Annotated in this window: 13 protein-coding genes and 1 pseudogene; 10 read left to right on the top strand and 4 right to left on the bottom strand. The window is 71.8% G+C overall.

All coding sequences use genetic code 11. From position 1 onward, the window contains the following. Positions 1-56 precede the first annotated feature (56 nt). On the top strand, positions 57-1082 hold the full coding sequence (locus tag ACGFYN_RS17145; RefSeq protein ID WP_393866631.1) for a helix-turn-helix transcriptional regulator: 1026 nt from the start codon (positions 57-59) through the stop codon (positions 1080-1082). A 475-nt stretch (positions 1083-1557) separates the two neighbouring features. Here ACGFYN_RS17145 and ACGFYN_RS17150 read toward each other — a convergent pair whose 3' ends face one another. After that, positions 1558-2175: a TetR family transcriptional regulator gene (locus ACGFYN_RS17150; protein WP_393866632.1), complete on the bottom strand. Its 618-nt coding sequence runs from the start codon at positions 2173-2175 to the stop codon at positions 1558-1560. 123 nt (positions 2176-2298) lie between these two features. On the opposite strand from ACGFYN_RS17150, the gene ACGFYN_RS17155 reads away from it, so the two are divergent. The 3 genes from ACGFYN_RS17155 to ACGFYN_RS17165 all read left to right on the top strand — a co-directional run bounded on the left by ACGFYN_RS17155 (position 2299) and on the right by ACGFYN_RS17165 (position 4145). Beyond that, positions 2299-2466: a hypothetical protein gene (locus tag ACGFYN_RS17155; RefSeq protein ID WP_393866633.1), complete on the top strand. Its 168-nt coding sequence runs from the start codon at positions 2299-2301 to the stop codon at positions 2464-2466. A 36-nt stretch (positions 2467-2502) separates the two neighbouring features. Continuing rightward, on the top strand, positions 2503-2778 hold the full coding sequence (locus ACGFYN_RS17160) for a DUF4190 domain-containing protein (protein ID WP_393866634.1): 276 nt from the start codon (positions 2503-2505) through the stop codon (positions 2776-2778). A gap of 203 nt (positions 2779-2981) precedes the next feature. Continuing rightward, complete coding sequence (locus ACGFYN_RS17165) at positions 2982-4145, top strand: cysteine desulfurase family protein (protein WP_393866635.1); 1164 nt, start codon at positions 2982-2984, stop codon at positions 4143-4145. Between the two features lie 23 nt (positions 4146-4168). Here ACGFYN_RS17165 and ACGFYN_RS17170 read toward each other — a convergent pair. Beyond that, a pseudogene (locus ACGFYN_RS17170) lies at positions 4169-4858 on the bottom strand (N-acetylmuramoyl-L-alanine amidase). A gap of 60 nt (positions 4859-4918) precedes the next feature. Here ACGFYN_RS17170 and mnmA point away from each other — a divergent pair. Then, complete coding sequence (gene mnmA / locus ACGFYN_RS17175) at positions 4919-6049, top strand: tRNA 2-thiouridine(34) synthase MnmA (protein ID WP_393866636.1); 1131 nt, start codon at positions 4919-4921, stop codon at positions 6047-6049. A 6-nt stretch (positions 6050-6055) separates the two neighbouring features. On the opposite strand, the gene ACGFYN_RS17180 is transcribed toward mnmA, so the two are convergent. Further along, positions 6056-6841 carry an alpha/beta fold hydrolase gene (locus tag ACGFYN_RS17180; protein ID WP_393866637.1) on the bottom strand — a complete coding sequence of 262 codons (786 nt, stop codon included), beginning with the start codon at positions 6839-6841 and terminating at the stop codon, positions 6056-6058. 47 nt (positions 6842-6888) lie between these two features. Next, positions 6889-7212: a DUF427 domain-containing protein gene (locus ACGFYN_RS17185; protein ID WP_393866638.1), complete on the bottom strand. Its 324-nt coding sequence runs from the start codon at positions 7210-7212 to the stop codon at positions 6889-6891. Positions 7213-7262: 50 nt separating this feature from the next. Between ACGFYN_RS17185 and ACGFYN_RS17190 the strand changes: the two genes are divergently transcribed. The 5 genes from ACGFYN_RS17190 (at position 7263) to ACGFYN_RS17210 (ending at position 14325) form a co-directional block, all read left to right on the top strand. Then, entirely contained in the window at positions 7263-7802 is a 540-nt protein-coding gene (locus ACGFYN_RS17190) for a TIGR00730 family Rossman fold protein (protein ID WP_393866639.1), read from the top strand. 71 nt (positions 7803-7873) lie between these two features. After that, positions 7874-8563: an SDR family oxidoreductase gene (locus tag ACGFYN_RS17195; RefSeq protein WP_393866640.1), complete on the top strand. Its 690-nt coding sequence runs from the start codon at positions 7874-7876 to the stop codon at positions 8561-8563. Between the two features lie 46 nt (positions 8564-8609). Continuing rightward, entirely contained in the window at positions 8610-9611 is a 1002-nt protein-coding gene (locus ACGFYN_RS17200) for a methionine synthase (RefSeq protein WP_393866641.1), read from the top strand. A 15-nt stretch (positions 9612-9626) separates the two neighbouring features. Continuing rightward, on the top strand, positions 9627-11819 hold the full coding sequence (gene ligA / locus ACGFYN_RS17205) for an NAD-dependent DNA ligase LigA (RefSeq protein WP_393866642.1): 2193 nt from the start codon (positions 9627-9629) through the stop codon (positions 11817-11819). Between the two features lie 259 nt (positions 11820-12078). Continuing rightward, positions 12079-14325, top strand: coding sequence for a putative bifunctional diguanylate cyclase/phosphodiesterase (locus tag ACGFYN_RS17210; protein ID WP_393866643.1), 2247 nt, complete (start codon positions 12079-12081; stop codon positions 14323-14325). Positions 14326-14352 lie beyond the last annotated feature (27 nt).

Below are 14352 nucleotides of genomic sequence, written 5' to 3' on the forward strand. Positions count from 1 at the left end.
CCTGACAGTTCCCGTCAACATTTGCCGCGGCCCGCACTTGGCGCGATCCTGATCCCGTGAAGTCCGACCGCCTGCTCTCGATCCTGCTGCTCCTGCAGACCCGCGGCCGCGTCCCCGCGCACGAACTCGCCGAGCGCCTGGAGGTGTCCGTACGCACCATCTACCGCGACATCGAGGCCCTGTCGGCCTCCGGAGTCCCGGTCTACGCCGAGCGCGGGCGGCACGGCGGCATCGAACTGCTCGCGGGGTTCCGTACGGACGTCACCGGACTGACCGCGGACGAGTCCCGCGCCCTGTTCATCCTGGCCGCACAGGGCGCGCACGCCGCGCTCGGCCTGGACGCGGCGCTCGGCTCCGCGCTGCGCAAGGTGATGGCCGCGCTGCCGGCGCCGCACCGCCCGGCCGCCGAGGTGACCTCCCGCCGGATCCTCGTCGACGCCACGCGCTGGAAGGGCGGTCCGCAGGCCGCCGTCGACCTCGGCACCCTCCAGGACGCCGTCTTCGCCGACCGCAGGCTGCGGCTGCGCTACCGGCACAGCGGGCAGCGGCAGGCGCGGACGTACACCGTCGACCCGTACGGTCTCGTGTCGAAGGCCGGCGTCTGGTACCTGATCGCCGACCGCCGGACGACACCGCGGCTCTTCCGCGTGGACCGGGTGCAGTCCGCCACCGTCCTCGGCGACGACGTGCGGCGGCGGCCCGGTGTCGAACTCGCCGATGTCTGGGAGGTGTTGCGCCGCCAGGTGGAGGAGCGGCCCGGCGGCCTCGACGTCACCGTCCGGGTCCGGCGCGACCGCCTCGACATGTTCCTGCGCCTGAACGCCTCGCAGCTCGCCGAACTCCCCGACAGCGCCGATGGCGGGGACGGTGGGGGCGGCGGGGAAGGATGGGTGACCGTACGGCTGTCGTACGGCGTGGTGCGCGAGGCCCGTCAGCTCCTGCAGTTCGCCGACAGCGTCGAGGTGCTGGACCCGCCCGAGGTGCGCGCGGAACTGGCCGCCGCGGCCGCCTCCGTCATGAGCCTGTACCCCTCTTTGCCCGAACCACAGGCCCCGGACAGGCCGTCCCCGAGGAAGCCCTAAGCGCCGTTGATTGAGTGCTGCTCTCAGAAGTCCCTCATCCTTCTTGGAGTTGCCTCTCATGAAGCGCGTGCGTCTTGTTCCCGCGACGGCCCTGCTGGTGCTCTCGCCGCTGGCCCTGACGGCTTGCGGCTCCGACGGCTCGTCGTCCTCGGGAAGCGGCAACTCGGGTCAGCAGCAGGCGTGTTCGGCACCGAGCGGGAACCCGTCGGGGATGCCGTCCGGGAGGCCGAGCGGCGCTCCTTCGGGGGCTCCGACCGGCAGGGCCACGGTGAAGCCGTCCGGTATGCCTTCGGGGATGCCGAGCGGCGGGCCGGGTGGCGGTCAGGGGCAGGGCGATCCCGGTGGCGGGCAGGGCGGCGGCTGCGGTGGCGGCCCGGGCGGTGGACGCGGCTGATTTCGTACGGCGTACGGCGTACGTCCTGCGGCAGGGGCGGCACACCCGATGAACGGGCGTGCCGCCCCTGCGCGTTGTCGCTCAGTCCCGCCAGTGCCGGCGCCCGATGCTGATGAGCCGCATCTGCCGCGAGGCGACCTGCGCCACCTGCTCCCGGTCCCCGTCCGTGCCCTCCAGGAACAGCGAGGCGGTGATGAGCATCTGGTCCACGTACAGATGGGCCAGCATGAGCAGGTCGTCGTCGCTCCAGCCCGTGGACTGCGGGTCCTTGGCGAGCTCGTCCCGCACCTCCTCGGCGAACCGGGCCAGTTGGTCCCGAATGGCGTCCCGCACCGGCTGAACTCCGCCATGTCGCTCACGGGCGATGAAACGGACATGGGAGGGGTACGCGTCCACGTGACCGGCGATCAACTCGATAGCGCGCGCGATGCGTTCCTCGCTGTTGTCCGCCGAGGTCACCGTCGTCCGGATCATCGGGTGCAGGCTGCCCAGCGCCTCCTCGACCAGGGCCACGCCGAGATCCGGGATGGAGCGGAAGTGCCGGTAGAAGGCGGTGGGGGCGACACCGACGGCACGGGTGACCTCGCGCAGACCCAGGCTGCTCAGGCTCTGCTCCTCCAGCAGGGCGAGCGCCGCGTCGAGGAGCGCCTGCCTGGTCTTCTGCTTCTGGGCCTGCCGGATGCCGAGGGTGTGACTCATGTCATCCAGTTAACAACTGTTCTCTGGATTTGGAAAGCCGTACGGCGCGCTAGACTCTGTAGTCAGTGAACAAGTGTTACTACAACTGTTCACCGAACCGTAACCCGGAGGGGGATCCATCCCATGCTGTTCCTTGTCGCCGCACTGATGCTGTTCGGCGCAGTGCTGGGCACCGTGGCCCACGCGCCGTTCGCGTTCACGCTCGTCGCGGCCGCCGTCATCGCCGCCTGGCTCGGCATCTTCGCGCTCCGCGAGCGCAACGGCCGCCGCCGCCACTCGTCCACGCACTGACCGACCGTCCCTACGGCTTCCTGGAGCTGACCCGTCATGCAACTCACCGCACCCGCCACGCGCACCACCACCACGACCCCGCGTCGCGACGCCGACGGCATGGCCGTCGCGTCCTTCATCCTCGGCCTGCTCGGCCTGCTGGTCCTCAACGTCTTCCTCGGCCCCATCGCCATCGCCCTGGCCGGCGCCGCCCTCTGGCGTGGCACGGCCCGCCGCGGCCGCGCCTTCCTGGGCCTGACCCTGGGCATCGCCGACCTCGCGGTCCTGGCCATCGCGATGCAGCTGTCCAACACGGTGTCCTGGAGCCTGTGAGGGATCTGACAGCCACGGGACGGGTCGTCACCGCTCCCGCCGTGAGCAGTCGTTCCGCAGGGCGGAACGGGTGGCCACGGCCTGCAACACCGGGCGTGATGACGCGGACGTCGAGTGCGGCGCGGACAGGGCATGCCCTCCGCTGCGGCGCCGGGGGCCTTGACGCCGAGCCCGTTGCTCGGGCCCCGTAGAATCGGGGCACCATGGCTTACCTCGACCACGCCGCGACCACCCCGATGCTCCCCGAGGCAGTCGAGGCGATGACCGCCCAGCTGAGCGTCACGGGCAACGCCTCCTCTCTCCACGCCTCAGGCCGGCAGGCCCGCCGTACCGTCGAGGAGGCCCGCGAGACCCTCGCGGAAGCGCTCGGCGCCCGCCCCAGCGAGGTCGTTCTCACCTCCGGCGGCACCGAGGCCGACAACCTCGCCGTGAAGGGCCTGTACTGGTCCCGCCGCGACGCCGACCCGGCCCGCACCCGCGTCCTGTCCAGCCCGGTCGAGCACCACGCCGTCCTCGACGCCGTCCACTGGCTCGGCGAACACGAGGGCGCCACGGTCGAGTACCTCCCGGTCGACTCCCACGGGCGCGTCCACCCCGAGGCGCTGCGCGAGGCGATCGCCCGCAACCCCGACGACGTCGCCCTGGCCACGGTGATGTGGGCCAACAACGAGATCGGCACGGTCCTGCCGGTCCGCGAACTGGCGGACGTGGCGCAGGAGTTCGGCATTCCGCTGCACTCCGACGCAGTCCAGGCCTTCGGCCAGGTCCCCGTCGACTTCGCCGCCTCCGGTCTCGCCGCGATGACGGTCTCGGGCCACAAGATCGGCGGCCCGTACGGCATCGGCGCGCTGGTCCTCGGCCGTGAGTACACCCCCGTGCCCGTCCTGCACGGCGGCGGCCAGGAGCGCCATGTCCGCTCCGGCACCCTCGACGTCCCGGCCGTCGCCTCCTTCGCGGTGGCCGCGCGGCTGGCCACCGAGCAGCGCGAGTGGTTCGCGGCCGAGATCGGCGCCCTGCGCGACGGCCTGGTCGAGGCGGTCCGCGCGGCCGTCCCGGACGCGATCCTCGGCGGTGACCCGGTGGACCGCCTGCCGGCCAACGCCCACTTCACCTTCCCCGGCTGCGAGGGCGACTCCCTGCTGCTGCTCCTCGACGCGCAGGGCATCGAGTGCTCCACCGGCTCCGCCTGCACCGCGGGCGTCGCCCAGCCCAGCCACGTCCTGCTGGCCACCGGTACCGACCCCGACCTGGCCCGCGGCACCCTGCGCTTCTCCCTCGGCCACACCTCCACGGAGGCGGACGTCGAGGCGCTCGCCAAGGCGATCGGCCCGGCGGTCGAGCGGGCGCGCGCGGCGGGACTGACCTGACGCGCCCGGAAGTCGTCCTACGACTACGCCGACGAGACGGAGGCGGAGGGAGAGGCCGAGGCGGAGGCCGAAGCCCGGTGCACGAGCCGTATGTAGCGGCCCCAGTCCCAGTAGGGCCCCGGGTCGGTGTGATCCGTCCCCGGCACCTCGACGTGGCCGATGATGTGCTTCCGGTCGACGGGTATGCCGTAGCGCCCGCAGATCCCCGCCGTCAGGCGCGCGGAGGCCGCGTACATCGCGTCCGTGAACGAGGAGGCGCGCTCCACGAAGCCCTCGTGCTCGATGCCGACGCTGCGTTCGTTGTACTCGCGGTTGCCGGCGTGGAACGCCACGTCCAGCTCGCGGATCATCTGCGTGACCTCGCCGTTCTGGCGGACGATGTAGTGGGCCGCGGCCTGGTGGTCCGGGTTCCGGAAGGCCTTGACCGCGCTCGCGAAGCTGCCCTGGGTGACATGGATGACCACCCGGTCTATCGCGTAGTCCGCGGGCCGGTCGGCACGGCGGTAGTTCGCCGAGGAGGCCGCCACTCACTGCGCGCCGCGGAAGTCGACCGCACCCGGCGTGCGCGGCTTCTCCACTCCCGGCATCCGCCACCACAGATGTGACAGCTCCTCGCGCGCCAGGACGGCCGTGCCGATCGCGGCCGCCGCCCCGCCGACCAGCAGCGCGCGCCGCCCGATCCGCCGGTCCGAGTCGCTCTTCGTGTCCCCCATGTGATCACCAACGGATACTCGTGGGCTCCGGTTCCCGCGCCCCCGTACTCTTGAAGGGTTATGACTGACACCCCGCAGCGCCCCCGCCCTCTTCGCGTACTCGCCGCCATGTCCGGCGGAGTGGACTCCGCCGTCGCCGCCGCCCGCGCCGCCGAGGCCGGCCACGACGTGACCGGTGTCCATCTGGCGTTGTCCGCGAACCCGCAGTCGTTCCGCACGGGCGCGCGTGGCTGCTGCACCATCGAGGACTCGCGCGACGCCCGCAGGGCCGCGGACGTCATCGGCATCCCGTTCTACGTCTGGGACCTCGCCGACCGCTTCCGCGAGGACGTGGTCGAGGACTTCGTCGCCGAGTACGAGGCCGGCCGCACCCCGAACCCCTGCCTGCGCTGCAACGAGAAGATCAAGTTCGCCGCCCTGCTGGACAAGGCGCTGGCCCTCGGCTTCGACGCGGTCTGCACCGGCCACTACGCCCAGGTGATCGTGAACGAGGACGGCACGCGCGAGTTGCACCGCGCCTCCGACATGGCCAAGGACCAGTCGTACGTCCTCGGGGTCCTCGACGACAGGCAGCTGGCGCACGCCCTGTTCCCGCTGGGCGACACGGTCACCACCAAGGACGAGATCCGTGCCGAGGCCGAGCGCCGCGGCCTCGCGGTCGCCAAGAAGCCGGACTCGCACGACATCTGCTTCATCGCGGACGGCGACACCCAGGGCTTCCTCGCCTCCCGCCTGGGCAAGGCCGAGGGCGACATCGTCGACGAGTCCGGCGCCAAGCTCGGCACCCACGAGGGCGCGTACGGCTACACCATCGGCCAGCGCAAGGGCCTGCGCATCGGCACCCCGGCGCCCGACGGCAAGCCGCGCTACGTGCTCGACATCTCGCCGGTCGACAACACGGTGACGGTCGGCCCGGCCACTGCCCTGGACGTCACCGCGCTGACCGCCGTCAAGCCGCGCTGGTGCGGAGCGGCGCCCGCCGGCCCCGGCACGTACACCGCCCAGCTCCGGGCGCACGGCGGCGAGACCGAGGTGCGGGCCGAACTGGCCGACGGCACCCTCGCGGTGTCCTTCACGGAGCCGGTCCGCGGCGTCGCCCCCGGCCAGGCGATCGTGCTGTACGAGGGCACGCGCGTGGTGGGCTCGGCGACGATCGCGTCGACCACGCGCGCGCCGGCGACGGTGGCCTGAACCGCCCTAGCCGGCCGGGGCGAAGAACTCCGCCAGCACCGGCGCGAGCACCTGCGGATCCACCCTGTGGGTCTGGTCCGCCAGGCTCCGGTACGTCCCCTGGGGCACCGCCTCGGCCACGGCCCGGGCGGCCTCGCCCATCCAGGCGGGGCTCGCCTCGCCGGAGACCGACAGCACGGGCACGTCGATCCCGGCCAGCCGCGCGCGGGGCACCGTTCCGTCGCCCAGTACGGCGTCGTCGTAGGCGAGGCTCGGTGCGAGTGCCTCCATGGCGGCCCACATGGGGGACTGGCGGGCGCCCCGGATCATGTCCTCGGCCAGACCCGTCAGCCGGAGGAACAGCTCGACCGCGTCCCCGCGCCGGTCGTCCCGGAGCGCCTCGGTGAGGTGCGCGGTGTACTCGGTGCGTTCCTTGCCGGCGTCCTCGGACATGGCGAACGGCACCTCGTACACGGCGGCCCGGCCGACCGGCAGTCCGCTCGCCACCGCCTCCAGGACGAGCGCGCCGCCCGAGGAGATGCCGTACAGCGAGGCCTCGCCGCCCGCGACTTCGATGAGCGCCGCGAGGTCCTCGACCTCGCGGGTCACCGCGTAGGGCGCCGTGTCGCCGCTCTCGCCCCGGCCGCGCCGGTCGTAGACGATGACGCCGAAGCGGTCGGAGAGAGCCGCCGCGAGGGGGACCACCGTGGCACTCGTCGACATCGCCCCGCTCACGAGAACGACCGCCGGGCCCTGTCCGAACCGTTCATAGGCGACGGGGGTGCCGTCGCGTGAAAGGGTCTTCTTCTCCATGCCTGTGGAGACTGCCCCACCACACGGAAATATGCGCGCTCAATCGCTCACGACACGTCCACTTCGTAGAAGCAGAGGTGGTCCTTGATCTCGGTGACGTCTGGCTTGGGGTCGGGATACGACCAGACGATGTCCGCCGCGTCCGGGGCGGACCAGTAGGAGGCGGTGCCCTTGAACGGGCAGTACGTCTGCGTGTCGGAGGGCGTCAGCAGGTCGAGGCGTACGTCCTCGGGCGGGATGTAGTACCGCACCGGACAGCCCGTCTCGCGCAGCAGAAGGGGCCGGTCGCTCTCCGCCAGAACCTGGTCGCCGTGCACCACGCGCACGTGCTGGTCGCCTTGCTCGATGGTGATCGTGTGTCCGTTGGCCATACCTGGGCAGCGCTCGTGGGCGCCAAGTTCTTCCCGCGTACGGTTGCCTCATGCGTATCTGCGTCTTCCTCTCCGCCGCCGACCTCGACGACCGTTACACGCGCCCCGCGCGCGACTTCGCGAAGCTGCTGGGCAAGGGCGGGCACACGCTCGTCTGGGGCGGTTCGGACGTCGGGCTGATGAAGGTGGTCGCCGACGGCGTGCAGGAGGCGGGAGGCCGGCTTTGCGGGGTCTCCGTGGACTTCCTGGCGGCCAAGGCGCGGCAGGGCGCGGACGAGATGGTGATCGCCGGGGACCTCGCCGAACGCAAGCGGCTGCTCCTGGAGAAGGCCGACGCGGTGGTGATCATGGTGGGCGGCACCGGCACGCTCGACGAGGCCACCGAGATCCTGGAGCTGAAGAAGCACGGGCACACCGACAAGCCGGTCGTCCTGCTCAACACCGCGGGCTTCTACGACGGCCTCAAGGAGCAGTTCCGGCGCATGGAGGACGAGGGCTTCCTGCCGCGGCCCCTCACCGACCTGGTGTTCTTCGCGGAGGAGCCGGTGGGCGCGCTGGCATACCTGGAGGAGAGCCAGGGCGTCGAGTGAGTCCGGCGTGAGGTGAGCGGGGGAGCCGGGCGGCGCGACGTCCCGCACCCGCGTGATGCGAGCATGGCGGCATGGCTACACATGTGATCACCGGAGCGGGCTCCGGCATCGGCGCGGCCGTCGCCCGCCGCCTCCACGCGCGCGGGGACGAACTCGTGCTCCACGCGCGCGACGCCGGCCGCGCCAAGGAGCTGGCGGCGGCGTTCCCCGGTGCGAAGACCCTGGTGGGCGACCTGGCCGACCCGGACAAGCTGTCCTGGGCCTTCTCCCACCAGACCCTTCCCGACCGCGTCGACTCGCTGCTCCACATCGCCGGCGTCGTCGACCTCGGGCCGGTCGGCGACCTCACCCCCAAGTCATGGCGCCACCAGCTCAACGTCAACCTGATCGCCCCGGCCGAGCTGACCCGGCACTTCCTGCCCCAGCTCCGCGCCGCCCGCGGACACGTCCTGTTCGTGAACTCCGGCGCCGGCCTGAGCGCGAGCGCCAACTGGTCCGCGTACGCCGCCTCCAAGCACGGCCTCAAGGCACTCGCCGACTCCCTCCGCCAGGAGGAGCACTCCAACGGCGTCCGCGTCACCACGGTCTACCCCGGCCGCACCGCCAGCCCCATGCAGGCCAAGGTCCACCAGCAGGAGGGCAAGGAGTACGACGCCTCGAAGTGGATCGACCCCGAGTCCGTGGCGACGACGATCCTCATGGCCCTCGACCTGCCCGCGGACGCGGAGGTCAACGACCTGACGGTGCGCCCGGGCGGGTGACGGCGGGACGGGCCGGGGCGGTGGTGGAGGAACATAGGCTTCTCGTGTGAACGCAGACCTTCCCTTCGGCCCCGCCACGGGCATCGGCTCCATGCCGGGCGGCGACGCCCGTGAGGCCGCCAAGACCGTCACCGGGACCTTCGAGGACTTCCCGTTCCTGCCCGAACTGCCCGCCCGGGGCCCGGGCGCGGACATGATCGGCCGCACCGCGGGCCTGCTGGTGGACCTGTACGCGCGCGTGGAGCCCAGCGGCTGGCGGATCGGCGACCGCCCGGGCCGGGACACCAGGCGCGCGAGGTCCTGGCTCGGTGAGGACCTCGACGCCCTGGAGGAGTTCACCCAGGAGTACGAGGGCCCGCTCAAGGTCCAGGCGGTGGGCCCCTGGACCCTCGCCGCCAACCTGGAGCTGAGGAACGGCGAGGCGGCCCTCTCCGACGAGGGCGCCTGCCGTGACCTGGCCGCCTCGCTCGCCGAGGGCCTGCGCCTGCACCTGGAGGACGTGCGGCGCCGCATCCCCGCCGCCCGCCTCGTCCTCCAGCTCGACGAGCCCTCCCTCACCGCGGTGCTCCGCGGCCACGTGAAGTCCGCCAGCGGCTACCGCACCCACCGGGCGGTCGACCGCCAGCTCGTCGAGGCCACCCTGCGTGACGTCATCGGGGTTCACACGGGCGGCCCGGCCGTGGTCCACTCCTGCGCACCGGACGTCCCGTTCGCCCTGCTGCGCCGGGCGGGTGCGGCGGCGATCTCCTTCGACTTCTCGCTCCTGACCGAGCGTGACGACGAGACGATCGGCGAGGCGGTGGAAGCCGGTACCCGGCTCTTCGCCGGTGTCGTGCCGGGCACGGACGGCCCATTGTCGGACCCTGCCGGTAGCGTCATGGGTGTCAGGACGCTGTGGCGCAGGCTGGGGCTGCAACCGGGGCTTCTCGCGGAGGCGGTCACGGTCACGCCGTCGTGCGGACTCGCGGGGGCCTCCCCGGATTACGCGCGCCGGGCTCTCGCCCACTGTGTCAGGGCGGCGAGATCCCTCGCGGACAACCCAGAGTAACGGGAGGACGACACGGTGGCCGGCGACAAGCAAGCGGAGACGGCGGTGCCCGCCGAGGCACGGGAGCAGCACGCGAAGCTCGCTGAGCAGATCGAGGAGCACCGCTTCCGGTACTACGTGAAGGACGCTCCCGTCGTCAGCGACGCGGAGTTCGACAAGCTCCTGCGCTCCCTGGAGGCGCTGGAGGAGGAGTATCCGGAGCTGCGCACCCCGGATTCGCCGACCCAGAAGGTGTCGGGGTCGTACGAGACCGAGTTCACGGCGGTCCGGCACGCCTCGCGCATGCTGTCCCTGGACAACACCTTCAACGACGAGGAGCTCGCCGCCTGGGCCGACCGCGTCCAGCGGGAGCTGGGCGAGCAGGAGTACCACTTCCTGTGCGAGCTCAAGGTCGACGGCCTCGCGGTCAACCTCACGTACGAGCGCGGCCGTCTCGTCCGCGCGGCCACGCGCGGCGACGGGCGTACGGGGGAGGACATCACCCCCAATGTCCGGACGATCGCGGAGATTCCGGACCGTCTGAACGGCGACCGCGTCCCGGACCTCGTGGAGATCCGCGGCGAGGTCTACTTCCCGATGGAGAAGTTCGAGGAGCTCAACGCCCGCCTGGTGGAGGCCGGCGACAAGCCCTTCGCCAACCCGCGCAACGCGGCGGCCGGTTCCCTGCGCCAGAAGGACCCCCGCGTCACCGCCACCCGCCCGCTGCACATGGTCGTCCACGGCATCGGCGTGCTGGAGGGCTTCGAGGGTCTCACCCGCCTCTCCCAGGGCTACGACCTGCTGAAGACCTGGGGCCTGCCCACCTCCCGGCACAACAAGGTGGTCGACGGCCTCGACGGCGTACGGGAGTTCATCGCGTACTACGGCGAGAACCGCCACTCCGTGGAGCACGAGATCGACGGAGTCGTCGCCAAGCTGGACGAGATCCCCCTCCAGGGACGCCTCGGTTCCACCTCCCGCGCCCCGCGCTGGGCCATCGCGTACAAGTACGCGCCCGAGGAGGTCAACACCAAGCTCATCAACATCCGCGTGGGCGTGGGACGTACGGGCCGGGTCACTCCGTACGCCCAGGTCGAGCCGGTCACGGTGGCCGGTTCGGAGGTGGAGTTCGCCACCCTGCACAACCAGGACGTGGTCAAGGCCAAGGGCGTCCTCATCGGCGACACGGTGGTGCTGCGCAAGGCCGGGGACGTCATCCCGGAGATCCTCGGCCCGGTCGTCGACCTGCGCGACGGCAGCGAGCACGAGTTCGTGATGCCCGCCGAGTGCCCCGAGTGCGGTACGCCGCTCAGGCCGATGAAGGAGGCCGACGTCGACCTGCGCTGCCCGAACGCGCGCGCCTGCCCGGCCCAGTTGCGCGAGCGCCTGTTCTACCTCGCCGGCCGCAAGGCGCTGGACATCGATCACTTCGGTTACGTCGCCGCGGCCGCCCTGACCAAGCCGCTGGAGCCCGCCGACCCGCCGCTGACGGACGAGGGCGACCTCTTCGACCTCACCGTCGAGCAGCTGCTGCCCATCAAGGCGTACGTCCTCGACCAGGACAGCGGGCTGCCCAAGCGCGACCCGAAGACCGGCGAGGAGAAGATCGCCACGGTCTTCGCCAACCAGCAGGGCGAGCCGAAGAAGAACGCGGTTGCCATGCTGGAGACCATCGCCGCGGCCAAGGAGCGCCCGCTCGCCCGCGTACTGACCGGACTGTCGATCCGTCATGTCGGCCCGGTCGCCGCCGAGGCGCTGGCCCGGGAGTTCCGGTCGATCGAGCGCATCGAGCAGGCCACCGAGGAAGAGCTCGCGAACACCGACGGCGTCGGCGGGATCATCGCCGCCTCCCTCAAGGAGTGGTTCGCCGAGGAGTGGCACCAGGAGATCCTGCGCAAGTGGCGGGCCGCCGGCGTGCGCATGGAGGAGGAGGGCTCGGGCGAGGACGAAGGGCCGCGCCCGCTCGAAGGACTGACCCTCGTGGTCACCGGCACCCTCGAACACTTCACGCGTGACGGCGCCAAGGAGGCCCTGCAGAGCCGCGGAGCGAAAGTAACCGGTTCCGTTTCGAAGAAGACGTCGTTCGTTGTCGTAGGTGACAACCCAGGTTCGAAGTTTGACAAGGCAATGCAGCTCAAAGTGCCTGTGCTGAACGAAGAAGGTTTCAACGTCCTGCTGGAGCAGGGCCCGGACGCGGCGGCCGAAGTTGCGCTTCCCACAGAGGAATAGCGATTGAACGCCACCCGATCGGCGCATACCAGATGCATACGGGTGGCTGGGGTGCATTCGGGCAACCGTCGACGACCGCTGCCCGTGGAAGCCTTCTGCGGCCTACTGTTGAGATGTGCACCTGCCGTGCCCAGCTGCGGTCGGGGCATCCCCTTGCTCTTGATGAGCAAGGGGAAGGGTTTTCCAACGCGGCGCCGTTGATGGATGTCGGGCACCGGGCCGCGTGGCGTGGGCACCGCCGGCTGTGAGAGGGACGGGAATGGAACCGACCGAGAGCGCCGCCCCTGACTCAGGGCTGCGCCTGCGCCGCGTTGCCGGCGCATGGCGGGCGAGCCGGTGGGCCGGGCGGCCTTCGGAACGTCCGGGTGCGGAGGGGCGCGCCACCGGACAGTACACCGCGACCGACGGGCGTGCCCCGCACCTCACCGCAGACCACCCCGCAGGGCTGGACGACCCCGAAGTCGAACGGCACCCGTCCTGGCCCGCGCTGCCCGCCGCAGTCGTGGGCGCCGCGGCCTTCGTCCTGGGGGCCGGTTTCTACCGGGCGTTCACCGGCAGCCACGCGCTCTTCCCGTGCGGCACCGTCGGCTGGTCCCTGGCCGTGCTGACCGGCATCATCGTCGGCCACCTGGTGATGCTCGGCCGCTCCCGCTGGTGGGGCGGCACCGGCTCCGGGGCCGCCCTCACCCTCGCCGTCCTGCTGCTCTACGGGTGGGTGCCGGCCGGAATGGTCAGCCTCACCGTCGTCGTGCTGGTCGGCATCGCCCGCCGCAACCGCTGGCGCCAGGGCGTGCTGCACGGCTCGGTGGACATCCTCGGTATCGGCGCCGGGGCCCTGGTGCTGGGCGCCTTCGGCCGGGTGCCGTCCGTCGAGACGCCCTGGGACCCGAGCAGCTGGAGCCTCTACACGGCCCCCGCGGTGGTGCTGGTCGCCGCCGCCTATCTGCTGGTCACCCGCACCCTGCTGTGGTACCTCCACGCCCCGCGCCGTGAAGGTCTGCCCACCGTCGCCCGGACCGCCCTGGTCAGACACGGACTTGTCGCGGTCGCGCTGCTCGGCATCGCCCCGCTGGTCTGCGTGGTCGCCGTCGCCCAGCCGGTGCTGCTGCCGCTGTTCGCCATCCCGCTGATCGCGCTCGACTCCACCCTGTGGATAGCGCGCGCCCGGGCGGAGGAGCAATTGCGCGACCCGCTGACCGGACTGCCCAACCGGCAGTGGCTCCAGGAGCGCATCTGGACGGCGCTGGACGACGCCGAACGCATCGGCGCCCGCGCCGCCCTGATGCTGATCGACCTGGACCGCTTCCGTTCGGTCAACGACACACTGGGGCATCTCGCGGGCGACCGGCTGCTGTTGCAGATAGCCGACCGGCTGCGTCTCGCACTGCCGCGCGGAGCGGAGGCCGCGCGGCTGGGTGGTGACGAGTTCGCCGTACTGCTGCCGGTCGCCGACTCCACGACGTCCGCGACCCGGGTGGCCCGCGGCCTCGTCGCCGCGCTCAGCTCCCCGCTCGACCTCGACGGGCTCACCCTCGTCCTGGAGGCCAGCGCGGGCGTCGCCGTCTTCCCGGACCACGCCCTGGACGCCGAGGGGATGCTGCGCCGGGCGGACGTGGCGATGTACCAGGCGAAGCGGGACCGCACGGGCGTCGAGGTCTACGAGTCCAAGCGGGACTCCAACACCCCGGACCGGCTCGGACTCCTCGGTGACCTGCGCCGGGCCCTGGACGCGCAGGAGGTCGAGCTGCACTACCAGCCCAAGGTCCAGTTCGACGGGCATGTGGCCGGACTCGAGGCGCTGGTGCGCTGGGTGCATCCCGAGCGGGGGAAGGTGCCGCCGGACGAGTTCATAGCGATCGCCGAGTCCTCGGGACTGATGCCCCATCTCACCGAGTACGTCCTGGAGACGGCGCTCGCGCAGGTGGCCCGGTGGCGGGCGCAGGGTCTGCGGGTGCCGGTCGCGGTCAACGTCTCCCCGCGTGACGTCCACACCCCCGGCTTCGCGGGCTCCGTCGCGGCCCGGCTGGCCCGGCACGGAGTTCCGGCGGGAGCGCTCCAACTCGAGATAACGGAACACGTCCTGCTCGAGGACCCGCAGCGCGCCGCGGACACCCTGGCCGGTCTGACCGGGCACGGCGTGAAGATGTCGCTGGACGACTTCGGCACGGGCTACTCGTCCTTGGTGCATCTACGGCGCCTGCCGGTGAGCGAGCTGAAGATCGACCGCTCCTTCGTGGCGCGGCTGGCCGTCGACGCGGAGGACGCGGAGATCGTCCGCTGCACCGTGGACCTGGCCCACTCGCTGGGCCTCCTGGTGGTCGCGGAGGGCGTCGAGGACGACGAGACCTGGGAACGCCTGCGCGACCTGGGCTGCGACGCCGTACAGGGCTGGCTCGTCGCGGCGGCGATGCCGGCCGAGGAGGCGACGGCCTGGCTCCTGGCCCGCGGCACGCGCGGCTGGCAACGCCCGCGCGCGGCGCTTCCGGCCGCCGCCTCCGACGAATAGCCCTCTGCTCGCAGCGTCCCGGCAGGG

This window comes from Streptomyces sp. NPDC048419, assembly GCF_043200415.1.
Lineage (GTDB): Bacteria > Actinomycetota > Actinomycetes > Streptomycetales > Streptomycetaceae > Streptomyces.